14 protein-coding genes, 1 tRNA gene and 1 pseudogene are annotated in these 19,479 nt (G+C 70.2%); 5 read left to right on the forward strand and 11 right to left on the reverse strand.

Annotation, left to right across the window (positions count from 1 at the left end; translation table 11 throughout):
* Positions 1 to 108: 108 nt before the first annotated feature.
* Positions 109 to 576 (reverse strand): GatB/YqeY domain-containing protein, encoded by a 468-nt coding sequence (locus tag ACGFT1_RS09050; RefSeq protein WP_373908377.1) that lies wholly within the window; start codon positions 574 to 576, stop codon positions 109 to 111.
* Positions 577 to 670: 94 nt separating this feature from the next.
* Between ACGFT1_RS09050 and ACGFT1_RS09055 the strand changes: the two genes are divergently transcribed.
* The 3 genes from ACGFT1_RS09055 to ACGFT1_RS09065 all read left to right on the forward strand — a co-directional run bounded on the left by ACGFT1_RS09055 (position 671) and on the right by ACGFT1_RS09065 (position 2,704).
* Positions 671 to 1,597: a metallophosphoesterase gene (locus tag ACGFT1_RS09055; protein WP_373908378.1), complete on the forward strand. Its 927-nt coding sequence runs from the start codon at positions 671 to 673 to the stop codon at positions 1,595 to 1,597.
* Between the two features lie 209 nt (positions 1,598 to 1,806).
* Positions 1,807 to 2,565 (forward strand): Pr6Pr family membrane protein, encoded by a 759-nt coding sequence (locus ACGFT1_RS09060; protein WP_373908379.1) that lies wholly within the window; start codon positions 1,807 to 1,809, stop codon positions 2,563 to 2,565.
* A gap of 65 nt (positions 2,566 to 2,630) precedes the next feature.
* A tRNA-Pro gene (locus tag ACGFT1_RS09065) sits at positions 2,631 to 2,704 on the forward strand.
* 106 nt (positions 2,705 to 2,810) lie between these two features.
* On the opposite strand, the pseudogene ACGFT1_RS09070 reads toward ACGFT1_RS09065, so the two are convergent.
* Positions 2,811 to 3,437: pseudogene (locus ACGFT1_RS09070) on the reverse strand (site-specific integrase); the annotation flags it as partial.
* Positions 3,421 to 4,044, reverse strand: coding sequence for a trans-aconitate 2-methyltransferase (locus ACGFT1_RS09075; RefSeq protein ID WP_373908380.1), 624 nt, complete (start codon positions 4,042 to 4,044; stop codon positions 3,421 to 3,423). The gene ACGFT1_RS09075 and the pseudogene ACGFT1_RS09070, both read right to left, overlap by 17 nt.
* Before the next feature lie 97 nt (positions 4,045 to 4,141).
* Here ACGFT1_RS09075 and ACGFT1_RS09080 point away from each other — a divergent pair, with 97 nt between their 5' ends.
* Positions 4,142 to 4,999: a hypothetical protein gene (locus ACGFT1_RS09080; RefSeq protein WP_373908381.1), complete on the forward strand. Its 858-nt coding sequence runs from the start codon at positions 4,142 to 4,144 to the stop codon at positions 4,997 to 4,999.
* A 714-nt stretch (positions 5,000 to 5,713) separates the two neighbouring features.
* Here the strand turns inward: ACGFT1_RS09080 and ACGFT1_RS09085 are convergent.
* The 3 genes from ACGFT1_RS09085 to ACGFT1_RS09095 are packed head-to-tail and all read right to left on the reverse strand — an operon-like array spanning position 5,714 to position 10,807.
* Positions 5,714 to 6,172 carry a hypothetical protein gene (locus ACGFT1_RS09085; protein WP_373908382.1) on the reverse strand — a complete coding sequence of 153 codons (459 nt, stop codon included), beginning with the start codon at positions 6,170 to 6,172 and terminating at the stop codon, positions 5,714 to 5,716.
* Positions 6,169 to 10,407 carry a DUF6531 domain-containing protein gene (locus ACGFT1_RS09090; RefSeq protein ID WP_373908745.1) on the reverse strand — a complete coding sequence of 1,413 codons (4,239 nt, stop codon included), beginning with the start codon at positions 10,405 to 10,407 and terminating at the stop codon, positions 6,169 to 6,171. The genes ACGFT1_RS09085 and ACGFT1_RS09090 overlap by 4 nt, the downstream gene beginning before the upstream one ends.
* Before the next feature lie 34 nt (positions 10,408 to 10,441).
* Positions 10,442 to 10,807, reverse strand: coding sequence for a hypothetical protein (locus ACGFT1_RS09095; RefSeq protein WP_373908383.1), 366 nt, complete (start codon positions 10,805 to 10,807; stop codon positions 10,442 to 10,444).
* An 886-nt stretch (positions 10,808 to 11,693) separates the two neighbouring features.
* Between ACGFT1_RS09095 and ACGFT1_RS09100 the strand changes: the two genes are divergently transcribed.
* The gene (locus ACGFT1_RS09100) at positions 11,694 to 12,848 is read left to right on the forward strand and encodes a peptidase M6 (protein ID WP_373908384.1); all 1,155 of its coding nucleotides are present in this window, start codon (positions 11,694 to 11,696) and stop codon (positions 12,846 to 12,848) included.
* A 169-nt stretch (positions 12,849 to 13,017) separates the two neighbouring features.
* Here the strand turns inward: ACGFT1_RS09100 and ACGFT1_RS09105 are convergent, their stop codons facing one another.
* The 5 genes from ACGFT1_RS09105 to ACGFT1_RS09125 form a co-directional block, all read right to left on the reverse strand.
* A complete protein-coding gene (locus ACGFT1_RS09105) occupies positions 13,018 to 13,488 on the reverse strand; it encodes a hypothetical protein (RefSeq protein WP_373908385.1) in 471 nt (156 codons plus the stop codon).
* Positions 13,489 to 13,611: 123 nt separating this feature from the next.
* Entirely contained in the window at positions 13,612 to 14,313 is a 702-nt protein-coding gene (locus tag ACGFT1_RS09110; protein WP_373908386.1) for a hypothetical protein, read from the reverse strand.
* Positions 14,310 to 15,962 (reverse strand): polyprenyl synthetase family protein, encoded by a 1,653-nt coding sequence (locus tag ACGFT1_RS09115; protein ID WP_373908387.1) that lies wholly within the window; start codon positions 15,960 to 15,962, stop codon positions 14,310 to 14,312. The genes ACGFT1_RS09110 and ACGFT1_RS09115 overlap by 4 nt, the downstream gene beginning before the upstream one ends.
* A complete protein-coding gene (locus ACGFT1_RS09120; protein ID WP_373908388.1) occupies positions 15,955 to 17,040 on the reverse strand; it encodes a hypothetical protein in 1,086 nt (361 codons plus the stop codon). The genes ACGFT1_RS09115 and ACGFT1_RS09120 overlap by 8 nt, the downstream gene beginning before the upstream one ends.
* A gap of 217 nt (positions 17,041 to 17,257) precedes the next feature.
* The gene (locus ACGFT1_RS09125) at positions 17,258 to 18,994 is read right to left on the reverse strand and encodes a serine/threonine protein kinase (protein ID WP_373908389.1); all 1,737 of its coding nucleotides are present in this window, start codon (positions 18,992 to 18,994) and stop codon (positions 17,258 to 17,260) included.
* Positions 18,995 to 19,479 lie beyond the last annotated feature (485 nt).

Consider the following 19,479-nt stretch of genomic DNA (forward strand, 5'->3'; position numbering starts at 1 on the left):
GGTCCGGCGACGCGGCAGCGGCTCAGTCCTGGCGGGCGTCACCAGACGGCTCAGCCCTGGCGCAGCCACCACCGGCGGCTCAGCCCTGGCGCAGTTTCTCGACTCGGGTCAGCCCTGGAGCAGCTTCTTCACCGCGGTGGCGACCCGGCCGCCCTCGGCCAGGCCCGCCACCTTCGGGTTCACGATCTTCATGACGGCGCCCATGGCCCGCGGCCCCTCGGCGCCGGCCGCCTTCGCCTCCGCCACGGCCTGGGCGACGATCGTGTTGAGCTCGTCGTCGGACAGCTGCTTGGGCAGGTATCCGGCGAGCACCTCGCCCTCCGCCTTCTCCCGCTCGGCCTGCTCGGCACGGCCGCCCTGCGCGAAGGCCTCCGCGGCCTCACGGCGCTTCTTCGCCTCACGGGCGATCACCTTGAGCACCTCGTCGTCCGAAAGCTCCCGCTTCTCCTCGCCCGCGACCTCTTCCTTGGTGATCGCGGTGAGCGTCAGCCGGAGCGTCGAGGAACGCAGCTCGTCGCGCCCCTTGATCGCGGCGTTGAGGTCGTCGTGCAGCTTCGACTTGAGCGTGGTGGTCATGTGCCCGATTGTCGCAGGTGCCCGGCCCGGTACGCCCGCTCATTTATCCGGTGGCCGTTCCCGCCCCGGCCAACCGGTCTGACACGATGGGAACATGCGCGCGCGATACGGAATTCCCCTGGGCATCCTGGCGGCCGGCTCCGCCGGCCTGGTGTATGCGGCGGGCTTCGAGGCCCGGTCCTTCCGCCTGCGACGGGTCACCGTCCCGGTCCTGCCGCCGGGCATGCGCCCCCTGCGCGTCCTCCAGGTCTCCGACATCCACATGGTCGGCGGCCAGCGCAAGAAGCAGCGCTGGCTGCGGTCACTGGCCGGCCTGCGCCCGGACTTCGTGATCAACACGGGTGACAACCTGTCGGACCCCGAGGGCGTCCCCGAGGTCCTGGACGCCCTGGGCCCGCTGATGGAGTTCCCTGGCGCGTACGTCTTCGGGTCCAACGACTACTACGGCCCCAAGCTGCGCAACCCCGCCCGCTACCTGCTGGAGAAGACGAGCGGACGCCACGGACTGAACGGCAACGCGCCGGCGGAGGGCGTCATCCACAACCCGTGGGAGGACCTGCGGGACGGTTTCGACGGAGCGGGCTGGCTCAACCTGACGAACACGCGGGGAGTCCTGAAGATCGAGGGCGTCTCCATCGAGCTGACCGGCCTGGACGACCCCCACATCAAGCGCGACCGCTACGCCCGGGTGGCCGGCGGCCCGTCGGGGACGCACGACTTCTCCCTCGGTGTGGTCCACGCGCCGTACCTGCGGGTCCTGGACGCGTTCACGGCGGACGGCTACCCCCTGGTCCTGGCCGGCCACACCCACGGCGGCCAGTTGTGCATCCCCTTCTACGGCGCCCTGGTCACCAACTGCGACCTGGACACGGACCGGGTCAAGGGCCTCTCCACCCACACGGCCGAGGGCCGCACCTCCTACCTCCACGTCTCAGCAGGCTGCGGTACCAACCGCTACACCCCGGTCCGCTTCGCCTGCCCGCCGGAGGCGACACTGCTGACGCTGGTGGGCAGGGAGTAGGGCGAGCGCCGGCCGGGGAGGCCGCCGCAACCCACCGGGCGAGCCTCTTCCGGCACCGGGTGAAGGACATCGGCGCCACGTGACCACCGGGAGGGGCGCACCTCGCGCCTTGGACAGGGATCGGCAAGGCCGGGGAAGGCGGCAGCGGCCGTAACCCACCTGGCCCAGTCCGCCTCGCCGCTCCCCTCCCCCGCTCCTAGCGTGAGGGCATGACCGCCCCGATACCCAAGGACATCCCGGACCTGCCCGCGATCCCGGGCCCGCCCCTGCTGCTGCCCGCCCCGGTACCGGCCACGGCGGTGGTAGCCCCGGTCCGGCGCCCCCAGACCGCGGTGTTCCGCCTCGTCACCGCCGTGCTGGCGGCCGGCGGGGTCGCTTTCGAACTCCTGCTGAGCACCCCGGCCCACGGCCTGAGCTACTTCAGCGTCCAGGCCGATGTCCTGCTGGCCGTGGTGATGCTCCTGTCGGCGAGGAGGGCCTGGCGGGGCCGCCGCCCGCTGCCCTCCGCCGTGACAGGCGCCGCACTCCTCTACGTCCTGACCGCGGCGCTCGTCTACCACCTGCTCCTGGCCCATACGACGCCCCCGTTCTCCATGACCGGCGCGACGACGGCCCCGGAACGCTGGCACACCCAGTGGGCGGTACTACAGCTCCTCCACACGGTGATCCCGGCGGCAGCCCTGCTGGACTGGCTCCTGCTCACCCCCGCGGCCCGCCTGCACCTGCGCCAGACCGCGTCCTGGCTCGTCTATCCCCTGGCCTACCTGGCCTTCTCCCTGACCCGAGCGGCATTCCTCCCGCCCTCCCATCCGGCCCGCTACCTCTATCCCTTCCTCGACGCAGCCACCCACGGCTACCGCAGCACCCTGGCCAACGCCCTCCTCCTGGGCCTCGCGATCTACACCCTGTCCGTCCTCCTCGTGGCCCTGGACCACACCCGCCCGACCCCGGTCCGCCACCGCTGCTGAATCGGATTTCGCCTACAGCCACCGGTGGGCTAAAGTAAACGTCGTCGCCGCGAGAGCAGCGACATCGGGGTGTAGCGCAGCTTGGCAGCGCGCTTCGTTCGGGACGAAGAGGTCGTGGGTTCAAATCCCGCCACCCCGACAGTTAAGTAGCAGATCAGAGGGCCCTTACCGATTCGGTAAGGGCCCTCTGTCGTTGCTGCGTGTCCAACTGCGTGACTATCGATTCCTGAGTGATTCCCGCGTGACTACGGCCGCCGCGGATCGGCGCCGAAAATGCCGTCCATGACCACGGCACCGGTCTGGATCACCGGGCGGATCTGCTTCCGGTAGACCTCCTCGGTCACGGCCGTACCGGAGTGCCCGACGAGCCGGGAGATCACCTCCAGTGGGACGCCCCGGTCGGAGAGCAGGGACACGAAGCTGTGCCGGAGTTCCCGCGGCGTCCACTCATCGGCGTCGATCCCGTCGACGTCCTTGAGCGCCTGGCGGAAGGGGCGGCGGACGTCGGCCGCGTCGAGCGGCTTGCCCACGGCCGAGGAGAAGACGAGCCTTTGTTCCTCCCACTTGTCGCCGGCGGCGAGCCGATCCCATCCCTGGTCCTCGAACTGCTGCCAGAGCGCCTCGACGCAGCGCGCCGGCAGAGCGAGGGTGCGCCGGGACTTCCGGGTCTTGGTGTCCCCACCCCGTCGGACCGAGCGCCACACGGCGATGTGCGGAGGCTGTGGCGGATCGGCATCCGGCTTGCCCTTCAGGAAGACGTGGTCCCAGGTGAGGGGGGCCCGCAGCTCCTCGGTGCGGGCGCCGGTCAGCAGGGCGACGACGATGTACGCGTACGTCGAGGTCCCCTCGGCCCCCTTAAGCGGTCCAGGTGCGGTGCACGGGGATCCGCGCCTCCTCGACGCGATCGAAGGGCGACTCCCCCGTGATCTCGCTGTACGGGCGGCTGTGGTGCTGAAAGGTGCCGGAACCGGCACGCCGTTCCTCGCCGAGGAACGTCTTGATGACATCCCGCACTGCCTCCTTCCAGGGGCTGGTCGCGGTCCAGAAGCTGCTGTCCGCGAAGATGGCCACGACACCATCGGGTGCGACCTGGTCGCCCAGGCGGGCCAGGACAGCGGTCTGGTCGAGCCAGTGGAACGCGAGGCAGATCGTGACCAGGTCGGCCTTCCAGCCGGGGGGCGTCACGAAGTCCTCGGCGGTGCTCTCGACGAGCGACAGGCGCGTCCCTTCGGGCAGCTTCGGGCGCAGCGCCGACTCGGCCGCGGCCAGCATGTCGGCGTCGTTGTCGATGGCGATGATGTCGTCGAAGCGACCGAGCAGCGCCTCAGCCACCAGTCCGGTCCCGGTGCCGATGTCCAGCAGGCGACGCTGGCCGGGGGACGGGTGCGGAGCGGCCTGGTCCAAGGTCTCGGCGACGTCTTCCGAGATGTCGGGGCGGAACTGACGGTAGTAGCTGGCGGTCCCAGCGAACAGGTTCATGTGATCCCATCCCTTGAGGTACTGGGTGTAACCGAACGTAGCGGCTGGTTCCTCGTATGTGACTACCTCGCGCTGCCTCGCTGCTACGGTCCCGTGTATGACGCTCTCGGCCTCCACGAGTCAGGCTGTTGACCTACGCGTGCAGCCAGTTGACGAGGTTCTGGATCGCGTGGCCCGGTCTCTGCAGGTGCGTTTCCTACCGAAAACGGTGGTGCGCAAGCGTCGGTCCGTGGGAGCACGGACCGACCGCGAGACCTGGGTCCGCATCGAGCGACGCTTGCCCGACAAGATCACCGATCAAGGATGGAACGGCGCGGAGTGCGCCGCCCGCTTGGACGGCGTCGCCCAGCCGGCATGGCGGGGATGCCTGGTCTGGCGGGACACGAACGAACAGGTGATGTGGCGGGCCGACGAAACTGACCTTTCGCCCGCCGCTCCAGTCGGGAACGCCATTCTGAGTGAGGCCCCGGAACTCTCGGACGAGTGGTGGGACGGGTTGAACGCCTCTCTGGACGCGCTGGCAGCGCACCAGACAAGGCGGGTCGCCACACCGGACACCGAGACCATCACCCAGACGTCGGTCACCGAGGCCATTCGGGCTGTCTTTCCCGGTGATTTCGATACGACCGTCCAGCGTTGGGTGCCCGCCCACGCCGACCTGAACTGGGCCAACGTCACGGCGCCGGTGTTCAGCCTCTTCGACTGGGAGGATTGGGGGAACGCCCCACAGGGACTTGACCCGGCCTCGCTGTGGGCGAGCTCGCTTGCCGTCCCTTCTCTGGCCGCTCGTGTACGGCAGGAGCGTCGGCGGGATTTCGAGAGCCGGGACGGCAAGCTGATGACACTGTTCGTCTGCTCGAAGATCCTTGGGCCGTACGCGCACCCTGAGGATCCTCGGTTGGAGCCTGCACAGCGCACGGTCGAGCAGGTCATCGAGGAGCTTCAAGCGGAGTGATCACGCGAGCGGTCGCGGAGGAGCTTCCGGTACTCCTGGACGGTCCGCTCCTCCACCTGACCTGCCAGGGCTCCGACGAGTTCCCCAAGGTGGGTCGACTCGTCGGTGCCCACGGCTACTCGGCTCGGTACGTCCCTTCGCACCACGCCGGGAGCTCAGCCCAGGTGCCACATCGCATAGGCCGCGATGAACAAGAGAAGGCCCGCACTCGCCATTACAGCGCCCAGGAAGCGCAGATACCCGGGAGTCGCAAAAAGGGTCGGAGACCCACCGAGACGGCCCATCGCCATCCACGCCTCCTCGTTCCTGCGGCGCATTCGCTCGGCTCTGCGAGTGCTGATCCCGCGCACATCGAACGCCCAGCTCAACCCGCACCACAGGGCAGCCGCGCCTGCTATGGCGAAAAGACTTTCGATCACGGGAGAGGGTCCGTGCGCCCCTGCGGCGAGGTGCTGCAATTTCTTGGCCTTCCTATCGTCGTTCGCCGCCTCAGCCAGTCCCGCGATCCCATAGGGCATCCAGGGCGCGCATATCAGGTGCGGGGGTTAGGGGGTGAGGGAGGGTGGTAGCCACGGGGCTCGGGTGCCGGCGAGACCGCTGTCGTGATCCGCGTAGTGGCCCGGGTACCGCAGCGGACACGTCGGCGAGGTGGGTCTCGCCCGCGCCGTTGGTACGGGAGACCGGACGGCCCGCCGCATCATGTGGCCGTGTTCCTCACCCCGCATGGCCCCATTCGGCGTGAAGATCCGCGCACCGGACGGTGATCGTCGCGTCGGTGAGTTCGATCTCGTGCAGGCAACCGTCGTCCTCGTCGGGAAGGATCTCGTCGAGGAGCACGGTGTCGGCGCTCATCCAGTCGATGGAGTGCTGATAGTCGATGGAGAAGTGCTTCACGCCCGAGTAATTGATGCGCAGGCCGGAGTCGTGCTTGAACTTGTTGGGCGCGAAGTCCAGCACCAGCCCGCCGCTCTTGTCGGTGGCGAGGTGGACTCCGGCCAACTCCAGATCCTTGACACAACGGGCGGCACCCGCAATGTCATAGTGGCCGGGGTCGTTGGCGAAGGAGCGGGCGCCCGGGGGCAGGCTGGCGCCCAGACGCGGCAGCTCGGCCAGGTAGGCCGTCGGATCCACGTAGAACCCACCATCGTCCCAGACGGCGGTGACGTACTTCATTTGCAGCCTTCCGCAGCGAGAGGCGGTCGCCTCCATTTACCGTCGGTGATGTCCTCGGTCCCTTTGGGACCAATGCGACCGACTTTTCTCAGCTCAAAGATCAGTCGCCCCTTGATGGCATTCTCCACACCGGGCGGAACCTCGACTTCCGAGCCTTTGATGCCATGCTTATTGAACCATCCTTGACTGTTGTACAGCCCGACTTCACGCATGGACTTGTCGTAGACGTGAATTTCCACGTCCTTCCCCTTGTTACCCACGGGGAAGATGTCGCGTCGGCCGGTATACCCTTGCCCGAAATCCAGCGGATTCTTCGACCCCGACGGACCCTTCCCGGCCAGCCCGAGAGGATCGCTCCAGGACAATGGGTTCGTCACGTAGGCGTGGTGATCGGGTGCGGGAACCAGACCGAGTGGATCCGCGCTGATGTACCGGGCCGTCTCCGGGTCGTAGAAGCGGTGCAGGTTGTAGTGCAGGCCCGATTCGGGATCCGCGTACTGGCCCGGGAAGCGCAAGGGACAGTCCACCGGCGAGGCGATTTCATCTGGGGCCGGGAGGCGGGCACCCCACAAGCTGGTCCGGCGCTGCCAGACCAGTTCTCCTGATTCGGAGACCAGTTCCGTGGGCGTGCCCACCGCGTCGGTGACGACGGCGTGGAACCGAGTGCTGTGTTCGGGGTTCGTTTCCTCTGCCAACCGCGCCAGGAACGATGTGCCGGCGGGTGTTGGGGCCGGCTTGTGGGTCGTCTGGGCAACAGGACGAAACCCGTCCGGCACATAGTCCCAGGTGGTGACCCAGCCGTCCGGCGTGATCTGCTCGGCCAGACACAGGTCGTCCCAGACGAAGTCCGTACGCTCGGCCGCACGGCCGTCGTCGGTGACCCGGTGCTTGGAGATACGCCGGCCGAGTGGATCGTAGGCATACCGCCAACGGCTGCCGTCCGGGGCGACCACGTCCGTAAGACGGTCCTCGCCGTTCCAGGCGTAGCTCCAGGCACGGGTCTGGCCGTTCAAGAGCTTGCGGGTCCTGCGGACGAGGCGTCCGTCAGCGTCATGCTCGTACGAGGTGCCGCCGGCCTTGCGGATGAGGGTCCCGTCGAACCGGCGTTCAGTACCTGACTCCTGGTCCGGTGACGTGGCGTCCACGATATTGCCCGCCAGGTCGTAGGCGTAAGCCTCGCTCCAGCCATGGGCGCGCACGCCGGTGACCCGACCCATGTTGTCCAGGTCGAAGCGGCGGGTGCCCATTGTCAGCTCCCGGATCTCGGTCACGTAGCCGTCGACTCGATGGGCGTACGACCGATGTTGCAGAACCCTGTCCGGTGAGGCTGTCAGGGTCTGCGAGGTCAGGAACCCCGACGCGCTCCAGCTCTGCGTCAGCGTCACCTCCATGCCGAGGGTCCGCTTGGTCTCGCGTCCGGCGGCGTCGTGGGCGAAGCTCAGTGCGCCTGCGGACGAGCACAGGCCGAGGGGGTGCCCAGCGGGATCGTAGGTCCATTCCGAGGCCAGTCCGGAAGGTGTCACCCGCCGGGTGCGATGACCGGCGGCGTCGTAGACGTAGCTGGTCGTGCGTCCGTTCACGGTCTCCGACACGACCCTGCCACAGAGGTCCCGTTCATGGACGATTTCGGCGTCCGCGTTGGCCGCCCGGCACAGCCTGCCGTCGAGGTCGTAGGCGAACGTCGTGACATCACCCGACTCCGAGCGCTGCTCCACGACCCGCCCGAGCGGGTCCCTCGTGAAGGACAAAGTCTGCCCGACGCCGTTGGTGCGGCTTGCCAGCCGCCCGTTGCCGTCATGTGTATAGGCGAGGGTACGGCCGTTGAAATCCGTCTCCGCGGTCGGCCAACCGGCCGCATCGTAGGTGTACGACCAGGTCAGACCCTGAGGATTCGTGACGCCCGTCAGACGCAGCTCGGTGTCGTAGACGAATTCGTATCGTCCTCCGTCCGGGTCCGTGCGCGTGGCCGGCACACTGAAGGGGCCCACTGTGTGGTGCGTCGTGTTACCGGCGAGGTCCGTGTGTGTCAGCAGGTTGCCCTCAGCGTCCCAACTCCAGGACTCCCTCGTGCCGTCGCCCAGTTCACGCCAGGACGGCCGGCCCTCCGTGGTCCAGTCCAGACGGGTGGTGTGGCCAACAGGGTCGGTCACCTCGACGACCCGGCCGAACAGGTCGCGGCGAATCGTCGTCGTGTGGCCCAGTTCATCCGTCACGGCGAGGGGCAGACCCGCCGTGTCGTACGCCACCGTGCGGGTGTGACCGAGGGGGTCCGTGATCGCCGTCGGTCGTCCCGCATCGTCGTAGGCGTAACACGTCTCGGCGCCGAACGGATCGGACGTCGTCAGCAGATTGCCCCGCTCGTCGTAAGTGTGCCGCCAGACCGCGCCGCCCGGCTCGACCACCTCGGTCGGCAGGCCCAGTGCGTTATAGGCAGCCCCGACCACCGAGGCGTCGGGGAGCACGAGTTCGGTGACGTTGCCTGCCGCGTCGTACGTGTATCGAGTGGTGTGGCCCAGTGGGTCGGTCACCGCGAGGGGGTGCGCACCGTACTCGTCCCACTCCGTCCGGGTGACGTGCCCGAGGGGATCCACCTCCTCCACGACCAACCCGTCGGCGTCGTAGCGGTGCACCGAGACGCGACCCTGGGAGTCCGTGTACGTCGTCGTGCGGGTCGTGTCGTCGTAGGTGAGGGTGCCGGAGAGGATGCCGTCGATGCCCTCGGTGCGGGCCACGCGGCCGCGCTCGTCGTAGACGTACGAGAACCACGTGCCGTTGCGGTCGGTCCAGCGGGTGACGCGGCCCTCGGTGTCGTAGGTGAAGCGCAGGGGCTCGCCGCTGGAGTTGATGACCTCGGTGAGGTTTCCGGAGCTGTCGTAGCCGTAGCGCATGACGAGGGTGCCCTCGTCGGCCGAGGTGCTCCGGTGGTAGCGGGAGGGGGGCTCGTCGAGCAGGCGCAGGGCTGTGATGCGGGGGCCCTGGGTGTCGACGGCGACGTAGTAGCCGCCCGAGTGGCGGATGCCGGACGGAATGCCCTCGTCGTCGCGTTCGACGTCGATGCGGTTGCCGTTGCGGTCGGTCCAGGAGTCCAGGGCCAGGTGGAAGACGCCGAAGGAAGGTGAGGGGACGGGGGCGGCGAAGGTGCGGGTCACGCCCGTCGCGGGGTCGGTGACCGTCATGGCGCCGTCCGGCTTGCCGTCCCACTCCAGGGGCCAGCGCGGGCCTCTCACCGGCATGGTGGGCACGCCCGCCTCCGGTACCGGGTAGACCAGGCGCATGCCGTCGGCGGCGGCGAAGACCACGCCCTCGCCGTCGATCTGGAGGCATTCGTCGAGGGTGGAGATCCACGTCGGGCCGAAGCAGACGCCGCCTCGGTAGGAGGACAGGTGGGTGCGCGTGAACTGCAGCGGCAGGCTGCCCGGCAGGGTCAGGTCGGTCTGCGTCATCAGCATCGCGCCGGTCGCCACGTCGATCGGCTCGCCCACACACGGCGTGCGTTCGGCGTTGCGGGCCGCCGGGCCCAGTTCGACCAGGTCGGGGCGGAGCGAGGGCGGGCGCAGCAGTAGCGGGGTGGTGTCGCTCAGTCCGCCCTCCATGCTCGCCTTCAGCAGGCCGCCACCCGCTCCCAGCGCGCCGCCGAAGATCATGCCGTCCTTGGCGGCCTGGTTGACCTCGTCCAGGCTGAAGCCGTGTTGCAGCCCGGTCGCCATCTTCAGCGGCTGGGCCACGGCGAGGTCGACGGCGACCGATTCGACCCCGCCGAAGGCGGCGGCGACGAGCGTGCCGGCGGCGATCTCGGCCACCGTCGTGGTGACCGCGACGCCCATCGTGGCGCCGAACTCGATGACCGCGTCCGCCGCCGCGACAGCCGCCCCGGAGGCGAGGCCCGCGGTCAAGAAGGCCAGCGTCACACCGCCCGCGATCACAGCGGCGTCGATGCCGATCTGCGTCCACAGCTTGTTGATCGCGTCGTCGATGGCGTCGGCGAACTTCTCCAGTGCCTTGGCCATCTCCCGCGAGGACTTCGCGAGGTCGCTCAGCCAGCCGCCGTCCTGGTCCTTGGCATAGCGCCCCCAGAACTTCTCGAACGCCTCGATCGACTCACCGGTGTTGTTGTGGATGATCGACGACGCGCCGCGGTGCACGGGAGCGCGGACGTCGTCCACCGAGTCGGCGAAGGCACGCCAGGCCTTCGCCGCGGCCCGCAGCTTGCCGGAATCGGCCTCCGGCCACCACATGCCGAGTTTCAGCAGAATGTGGCGGGCTTTGTCCTCAACGCTCACCGGCACCGTCGCTCTGTTTGTCGGTCTTCACCTTCGTGAACATCCCGGCGATGAGCTGGTCGTTGTCCACGTGCCCGTCCGAGAGGTCCACCATGGCCTCGTGGATGCTCGTCAGGCCGAGCACCAGGATGCCCGCCGCGCTCTCGATCTTCTTCTGCTGCGGCTTGTAGGCGCTGCCGAACTTGTCGCCCTGCTCGTCATGGCCCCAGGGCTCACCCAGGCCGTCCAAGGTCTGGATGAGCGTGGTCAGCGCCTTGCTGAGATCGATGGCCCCCTGGTGGAAGGCCGGTGCCGCCGCCTTGATGTCGGCGGTCTTGATGTCCAGCACCTTGCCGGGCACCTTGCCGTCCCCCATCGCTGTCGCCTCCCCCGGTTCGCAGCTGCGGCTACCGACCATAGGGGAGACAGGTAAAGGAAGTGCCATCTTGTATGACCGGTTCACGTGATGGTGCCTGTCGAGGCTTCGTCTCCGAGTCCTCCTGCTGACTGGCGGTGACGGCCTTTCCGCGGGCGTCGGGCGGGTGATCACCTGGTTCGGCCGGGCAGGTGACCAGGGGACCCGCGGTGATGCGGTCCTGTGCCTCCGCACAGGTCTCGGGGCCGCGTAGGCAGGCAGCGCCCTCCGGACGCGCGCCGGGAGGCATCCGGGAGCCGACCCGCTCCCCGAGCCCCTGCCAGGCCACGCGGCACCACCGAGCCCACCCCTCCGACCCGCGGACACGTCATCAGGGCTGGCGGCCGCATCCTCGTCGACGGCCTCGGGCCCGCCGGGCCGGCCACACTCGCGGGCGAACGCCCAGCCTTCAAGAACTCCTCCCCGATGTACTCGCGCTCGCACTCCATCACGCCGACGAGGAGCGCGGGCGAAGCGGGCGGAGCGGTAGCTCGTCGTGAACGGCGCCGCAGATCTCACCGTTTCGCTGTTCCTCGCCCCCGCCTCCGGCTTGTGGAGTGCCAGAGGTCCGTGACTTCGTCATGCGCCGGGGCGCCTTCCGTTCCACTACATGGGGTGAGTTTGACCATTTTGCAGCGCCTTGTCGCATTGCGGCCGCGATGGTCGTCCCATGAGTGAGATGCGAGTACTGCGCGGTGGGACTCCGGCTGGCGTCCCGACGGACGAGGCGCCCCGGTTGCCGGGTGAGGGGGGAAAGTCCTCGCCGGCTGACCGCAGCCCGCGTCCACCGCGCCGGAACAGGCATACCCCGTGCTTTCGAACCCCCGGAACGCGGCGCCCGCTCCCCTTGCTGGTCCTGTGGGTCCTCGCGGTTCTGCTTCCCCTGACCGCCGTCCCCGCCCAGCGGGCCCACGCAGTCAACGGGAGCACCTCGCCGTGTGCGCTGCAGGGGCGGGGAACCACGGTCGACGAGGGCCAGAACACCGACTACACCCAATTCCTGAATCCCCTCGGGACCAAGAACATCGGCGTGGTCTACGTGGACTTCCCCGACGTGGCCGGCGCCGGCAATGTCGCGGACTACTACAACCTGCTGTCCCCGGCCGCCGACTGGGTGTGGAACGCCTCGTACGGCAAGACCTGGCTGAACATGCGGCCGGTCGTGAACCGCTGGATCCGGATGCCGTCGGCCTCCAACGCCTACGGCACCTCCAGTCCCACCTATCAGCAGCACTCCCGGTACGTGGCCGACGCGCTTCGGGCAGCAGCCGACGCCGGCGCCGATCTGGCCGGGTATGACATGTTCTACATCGTCTCCACCGCTCACTCCCAGGTCAGCGGCTCCCACGCGTGGTACTGGACGCCCACCCAGCCGATCGTCATCAAGGGCACGACGATCCGTTGGGCGGTGACGTTCGGCACTGACATGTGGCACTGGGGTCACAAGGTGGCCGCCCACGAGACCGCGCATGCCTTTGGAGCTCCCGACCTGTACGCCTTCAGCGGCGATCAGCACCGGTACGTCGGCGGCTGGGACCTCATGGGCCACGTGAACGGAGCCGCCCCGCAGTACTTCGGCTGGCTCTCCTGGAAGTTCGGCTGGACGGGGGACGACCAGGCCGTATGCGTCTGGCAGAACAGGACGCAGAACACCGCCACTTTGAACGGTGTGGAGTACACCGGCGGCACCAAGCTGCTGGTGGTCAAAACCGGCACCACCACCGCCTACGTCGCCGAGGCCCGCAGGAAGGCCCACAACGATTCCAGTGCCTGCTCCTCCGGCGTTGTCATCTACAAGGTCGACGCCTCCGTCGCGAACGGTCAGGGACCGATCCGGGTGGTGCCCAACCCCAACGCCGCGGCACCACCGGCAGGCTGCGGCACGCTGGACATGGCCACCTGGCAGCCGGGCCAGACCTTCTATGACCGCGCCGCCGACGTCCAGTTCACCGTCCGGTCCGCCGACGCCTACAACAGCACGGTGAACGCCATCAAGTGGTGACCATCACGTTGTCCGTGCTGAGCAGCGGTCCGCACCTGGCCCGGCCGCCCGCGACGACCGAGTTCGTGGGCGGCCCTGAGCCGGTGGCGGTGTCCGTCCCCCGTGCACGCGCGTGTCCCGTTGGTGGCCCCAGGTGGGAGGCGGAGCCACCAACGGGTGGGTGGGGAGGTCAGTCCTCGTTGGGGTCGAGGACCCGGCCCTTGAGTTTGACGGGGTTCGCGGCGCCCACGCGGAGTTCGCCGTCGGTGTAGCGGCCCGGTGTCGCGCCGTCCGTGGCGGTGACCTGGGCCGCGTAGCCGATGCACTCCTGGTTGGTGGAGAGGTACGGGTTGTGGGTGAAGGACAGGGTGCGGCCCTGGTTGCCCAGGGTGCCCTGGGTCGTCTGCATGTTGCCCTTGGCGGCGAGCGTGTTGACGTCGTGGTAGGCCCAGGACAGCCAACCCGTGAAGACGAAGCCCGTGGGGGCCTTGAGGCTGAAGGTGATGTCGCCGGGGTTCACCGGGTCGGGGACGGTGCTGAGGACGCCGAAGCTGAGGTGGGCCGGCACCCCTCCCGGGGCGTCCTCGACGATGCCCTGCTGGAGGATGTACAGCTTGTTCTCGGATCCCGGTTCGACGGGGGCCTGGGTCTGTGTGGCCATGGGTTTCCCTTCTGTGGATGAGCGTGTCCGCGAGGGCGGATCCGCCGGTGGCGGGCTTGGGGGGCGCGGGCGGGTCCGCTCGTGCCTGCGGGGACGAGGGGCGGGGCGGAGCGGCGCCGTGCGTTACGCGGAGGGCGCCGGGCCGGACGGCTCGTCCTCGGATCCGGAGGCGGCGTGATCGGACAGGAGCGGTCCCAGGACCGTGAGGGTGCCGAGGACGATGTCCTCGTAGAGGTAGAACCCCGCCTCAAGGGACGGTAGTTCGGGGGCGGTGGGCTGCGCGGGTGCGGGGCCGGGTTCGGTGTCGTCCTCCGCTCCCGTCCGGGGGGTGGGCGTGCCGAGGAGGTCGGTGAGGTCCTGTGCGGCGCCCAGGAAGGCCGTGCGGGCGGTGGTGGCCAGCAGGCGCAGGGGGAGGTCGAGGGCGGCGGCGGTGCGCTGGCCGGGGACGGCTCTCGTCGCGGCGGGGGCCTCGGAGGTGGCGGCGGCGAGCCACTGGACGGGGAAGGCGGCGGCGGAGAGGATCCGCTCCGTGGGGAGCACGGGCGGGGGTTCGCCGTCGACCATCAGGTCCTCCCATTCCATCAGGTCGAAGAGGAACTGACCGCCCTTGTAGAGGGGCCAGGGCCGGACCGTGTCCAGGAGCAGCCGGGCGCGTTCGGGGGTGTCGCGGCGCAGCGCCACCCCGTGCCGGGCCAGGGTGCACAGGCACTGGCGCAGAGAGCTGTTGACCTGGCCGAGGAAGGCGAAGGCCCGGTGGTCGGTGGGGGTGAGCGGTCCGGTGGCGGTGGGGCCGGTCGGCGGGCAGGGGGGCGGGGTGGGGGTCACAGTGGCCTCGAGGTGACGTAGTGGGCGATCTGCCGCAGTACGGCTTTGCCTTCGTTCTCGGGGATGACCCGGAGGTCTTCTTCGAAGCGGGCGATGCCTTCAGCGGCCAGCCGGTCGGCGAGTTCGGTGGCGTACTCGATGGAGCCGTGCCGTCGTATGGCGGCGAGGAGTTCCTCGGCGTGCTGCTGGGTCTTGTCGGTACGGCGCTGCCGCAGGACGTCGAGGAGGCGGGGGCGCTCGTAGGCGTACGCGGTGCGGAACAGGTGGATCAGCATCACCGTGCGTTTGCCTTCGAGCAGGTCACCGAGGGGTTCCTTGCCGTAGAGGGCCTCCTCGCCGACCAGGTTCAGGATGTCGTCCTGGATCTGGAAGGCGATGCCGATCAGGCGGAACGCCTCGTCGAACCGGCCCAGTACGGCCGGGTCGGTCACGCCGGCGCAGACGGCGCCGATGCGGCACGGGCTGATGCAGGTGTACCAGCCCGTCTTCTTGGTGCTCATCGTGAAGTAGGCGTCGTCCGCCTCGGGGACGATCTCGTGGCGGATCCAGCCCAGCTCCATGGCCTGGCCCTCGATGGACTCCCGGCACATGTGGACCGCCTCGTGGATGAGGCCGAGGGTGCGGGCGAGGCCGAGCGTCTCAAGGTTGGACAGGACGGCGTCGACGGCCAGCAGGTTCAGGCCGTCGCCGACGTTGACCGCCAGACCCAGTCCATGTTCCTCGTGCATGGTGGGCATGCCGCGCCGGTGCGTGGACTCGTCGGCGATGTCGTCGTGGACGAGGAAGCCGTTGTGGAACAGCTCCAGTGCGGCGGCGGCGCGTACGGCGTCGTCGGGGCGTCCGCCGTAGGCGGCACAGGCGGCGATGGTCAGGGTGGGGCGCAGGCCCTTGCCCTGGCGGGCGGGATAGGAGCGCATGAGGTCGTACAGCTCGGCGCGCGGCTCACGGTCCGGCAGCAGCCGTTCGATCTCCTCGCCGGTACGGGCCCGGCACCGGCGCATGGTCTCCAGGAGGTCCGCGTCGCGGACGGTGTCCTCCAGCGCCCAGCTGGTGCTGGTGCGGCCGTCCCAGAGCATGCGCGGCGCCCGTACGGTCGTGTCGCCGATCAGTACGAGGGGGGCGGGAGCGTCCTCGGGGGCGCGCCGGGCGAGGAAGTCCAGCGCCGTCCAGTCGACCGGGTCGGCGGCCGGCTCCAGGTCGGCGGGGGTCGCGCTGCCCCACAGCTGGGGGGCCTGTTCGCGGTAGGCGCCCCAGAGTTCCTGCATGCTGCGCAGTCCCGCCGCGCGCTGGGACAGCAGCGTGAAGGCCCGCCACACGGCGAGGGTGTCCTCCTGGGAGCCGCGGACGTCGAGGCTGTCGGACAGCACCTGGTCGACGGGCGGGCGCTGGAGGTCGAACAGGAGGTTCATCGCCCGGCTGTCGAAGGCGACCTCGACGTCGGGGTCGGGGCAGCGGTCCCGCTGTACGACGATGCGGCTGTGCAGGGCGGTGAGCGTGGCGTGGCTGCCGTCGTTGAAGTGCAGGCCGAGCCGGATGCCGCGCAGGTGGTCGGCGGCGGCGGCGAGGACGGCCGGGGCCCGGTCCGACAGGGCGGCCACGGTCTCGTCCAGCAGGCCGGCACCCGTGAGAGCGGAGGCGGTCTCAGTCATGGGCACCCCCGGCGAACTCCACGATGCCCTCGGCACGGAAGGCGATACGGCGCCCGCCGACCCGGCCCTCCACGGTGCACGGGCCGAGGGTCTCGTGCACGCTGAACGGGTGCAGGCTCGTCTCCGACGGGTTGGCGATCCGGCCCGCGGTGTGCGAGCGGAAGTCGAGGACGAGACGGTCGTCGCCGAGCTGGGCGGTGATCAGCAGCCGGCCGGGGACCGCGGCCATCGGCGGGGTGCCCAGCGTGTCGGCCAGCGGCGGCACCATCGCCACCCGGTCGCGGTCCAGGCTTCCGCTGACCGCGACGCGCAGGTTGCGGCGCGGGAAGTGGCGGATCATGCGTCCCTGCCGCCACAGCATCACCGACCCGTTGGCCGCGTCCGCCGGGTGCTCGGGCTGGATCAGGGTGAAGACCACCGCCGAGGGCGGGGCGGCGTCGGAGGGCCCGGACGGGTCGTTGACGAAGCCGAACACCCAGCCGCCGAGCCTGGGCCAGGACCAGCGGCCGCGGACCCGTTCGTGGTAGCCCAGCAGGTCTGTCTCCGTGACCGTGCCGTCGCCGTGCCACAGGGTGCCGGTGCCCAGGACTCCGGGCTCCGACTGCCACCGCAGGTGCTCGTCCTCGCCGAACGGCGCGCACTGCGAGGTGCAGGGCCTGCTGGTCCTGATCAGCCGTACGTCGGCCGCCGGCGCCGCGGACCGGGCCGCCACCCGGAACGCGCCCGGCTCGCCGTGCGGATGCGGCCACCGGAAGGCCGACCACGGCAGTTCGGGCTGGTCGGCGTTGAACTGTGTCGCGCTCCAGCCGCGCCCCTGAGCGTAGACCAGCAGGATCGCCATGTGCTGTCCCTCGGCCGCCGTGCCGGTGCCGCTGCGCCGCCCGGTTGCCGGGGCGCCCGGATCGGCGTAGACCTCGCCGGTGGAGGATCCCAGGACGGACAGGTTGGCGATCAGTGCCTGCCGACCGCACCGTGACAGGAAGGCGTAGTGCAGCCACTTGCGGTCAAGTGGATGGACGAGCGGGGCGTGCGGGAAGGGACCCGGGGGCCCGAGCCTGGGGAGGGTGGGCGTGGACACGTTTCGAACGTTAACCCACCGAATCCGCAATGTCGCAATGTGTGACGTTCGCGTGGGTGACCTGGAAGCACAGAAACGTTTACTTCCGTACTGAGGGTTTGAGAGTCGTCACCGTCGCAAAGTGTCGCCCCGCCGTCCGCTGCGGGTCACCCGTGGCCACCCGTGGCGGACGGTCCGTCGCAGCCGGCTCACGGGCTCGTACGCACTCCCACCGGTGCTACTCGTCGTCCCCCAGCACGCTCGCCTTCAGGCGTACTTCCGGCTGGCCCGAGATCACCGCCCGCCCGTCGGTGTGCCGGCCCGTCTCGGCGTCCGCCAGGGCCCGGATGCCGAGCGTGTAGACCAGGGCCGCCGCCGGATGCTCCCGGGTGTTCAAGCGGGGCTCGTCCGTGACGGCCAGCGATCTGCCGCCGTCCCGCACGGTCGCGGTCGGCGTCCCGCCCGGGAGCACCGTGCGATCCGCGCGGTAGTACGCGCTGGTCGCCCGGCCGTCGAAGACGAAACCCGTCGGAGCCGTGAAGTGGTGCTCCACCCGTCCCGGGGCCCACGGATCGGCGGACGAGACCCGTACGTGGAGCAACTCGCTCTCCCCGCGGGCGACCTCGACACCGATCTCCTGCCGGACCAGCAGTTGTGCGGGTGGGGTGGCCGGCGTGGGCGGGGCGGGCGGGGGCGGGGGTGTCGGCTCCGGTTCCCTCTCCTGATCCGGTTCGGGTGCGCGTTCGGCTTCCGGTTGGGGCTCCGGCTGGGGTTCCGGCTGGGGTTCCGGCTGGGGTTCCGGCTGGGGTTCCGGTTCGGCTTCCCGCTCGGACTTCGGCTTCCCGGCAGGCTCCCGCTCCGATTCCGGCTCCTCCGCCTGCGTAGGTGCGGTGGTGAGGGGCAGGGCGACGATCCGGTGGTGGAAGTTGTCCGCCACGAGCAGCCGGTGGCCGGCCTGGTCCACGGCGAGACCGCACGGGTAGGCCAGCACCGCACGGACGACCGTGTCGGCCGCGTCATCGGTGCCCCCGTCCCCCGCCGCGCCGGCCGCCGGGGCGTGCCCCGCGACGACCCGGGCGGCTCCGTCGGACAGCCGCCACACCCGGTGTCCGTTCACGTCGGCGACGTAGACCGCCCCTCGGCCGTCGACCGCCACCGCGCACGGTGCGCTCCAGTCGACGGCCGTGGCACCGGTGCCCGTGCCCGCGTCCGCGTCCGGTGGTCCCGCCAGGACTCGGAGCGTCCTGTCCGTGCCCAGCAGCAGCACCCGGCGGCCCGCCGGGTCGGCGATGTACAGCTGCCCGGCCGTGTCGACCGCGAGGCCCGCGGGCAAGAACGCCTCGCCGGCGTCGGCCGCGCCGGGGCCGGCGGGCCGTCCGGATGCCGCGACGACCGTACTGATGACGCCGTCGTCACCGATCCTGCGGACCCTATGGCCACCCGCCTCGCCGACGTACAGCGATCCGGCGCCGTCCACGGCCACGGCGCACGGGGCGTCCAGCCGGGCGCGGTCGGCGGGGCCGCCGTCGCCGTCGTCACGGTCACCGCCGGCGCGGGAGCCGTCTCCCGCGACGGTGTCGATGGCACCCGACGGGTCGATCCGGCGGAGCCGGTGGTTCATCTCGTCGGCGATGAGCACGCTCCCGTCCGGGGTGACCGCCAGGGCGGCCGGGAAGCCCAGTCGGGCCCGCGTCGCGTCCGCGCCGTCCCCGGCGAAACCCCGCAGCCCGTCACCGGCGACCGTGGTGAGCGTGCCGGTTGCGTCGATCCGGCGGACCCGGTGGTTGGCGTGGTCGGCGACGAAGGCCGCCCCGCCCCCCACGGCCACGGCCGCGGGAAAGGCCAGCTGTCCTGCCGGTGCGGGCCCGCCGTCCCCGGAGAATCCGGCGGTGCCGTTCCCCGCCACGGTGCCCCGGGTTCCGTCGGCGTCCGGGGGCGCCTGCTCGTCCGGACGGGGCCGGGTCCCGGCCGTCATGCCGTCACCACCCGGCACGGGCGCTGTGGGACTTCGGCGGCACGGGCCTCGGCGGCGCCCGCCCCTTTCCGCTTCCACGGCCTCGTCTCCCGCATGTGGGTCTCCTTCCGCGCCGTCGTTGCCATTCGTCCTGCATACCGGCCGGACCGGCCGCGCAAGGAGCAGCGCACCGAGCGCTCCACCCGCACGAGGGAGCAGCCGCGGGCGGCCTCAAGGGGCGGACAGCAAGGGGCGCCGGCGCCATCGCCGTGGCTCGGGGCCGTCGCGCTTCACCCTGCCGCACTCCCTGTACCTCAAGATCACCCGAACAAGTGACGCAGAATCGATCCGGCATTCTCGAACGGCGGAACGACGGCATACCGCCCGCGGACCCGGGCTAACGATGGCCCCGGAGACGGCCCGGTGCGTGCCGTGATGCCTGCGCGAACGCCCCGCCCGAAGCCGCGGGCGGCGTCCTGCCTCATGTCTTCCGGGCGCCGCTCCCC

It is taken from the genome of Streptomyces sp. Y20, assembly GCF_043195475.1.
Taxonomy (GTDB): domain Bacteria; phylum Actinomycetota; class Actinomycetes; order Streptomycetales; family Streptomycetaceae; genus Streptomyces.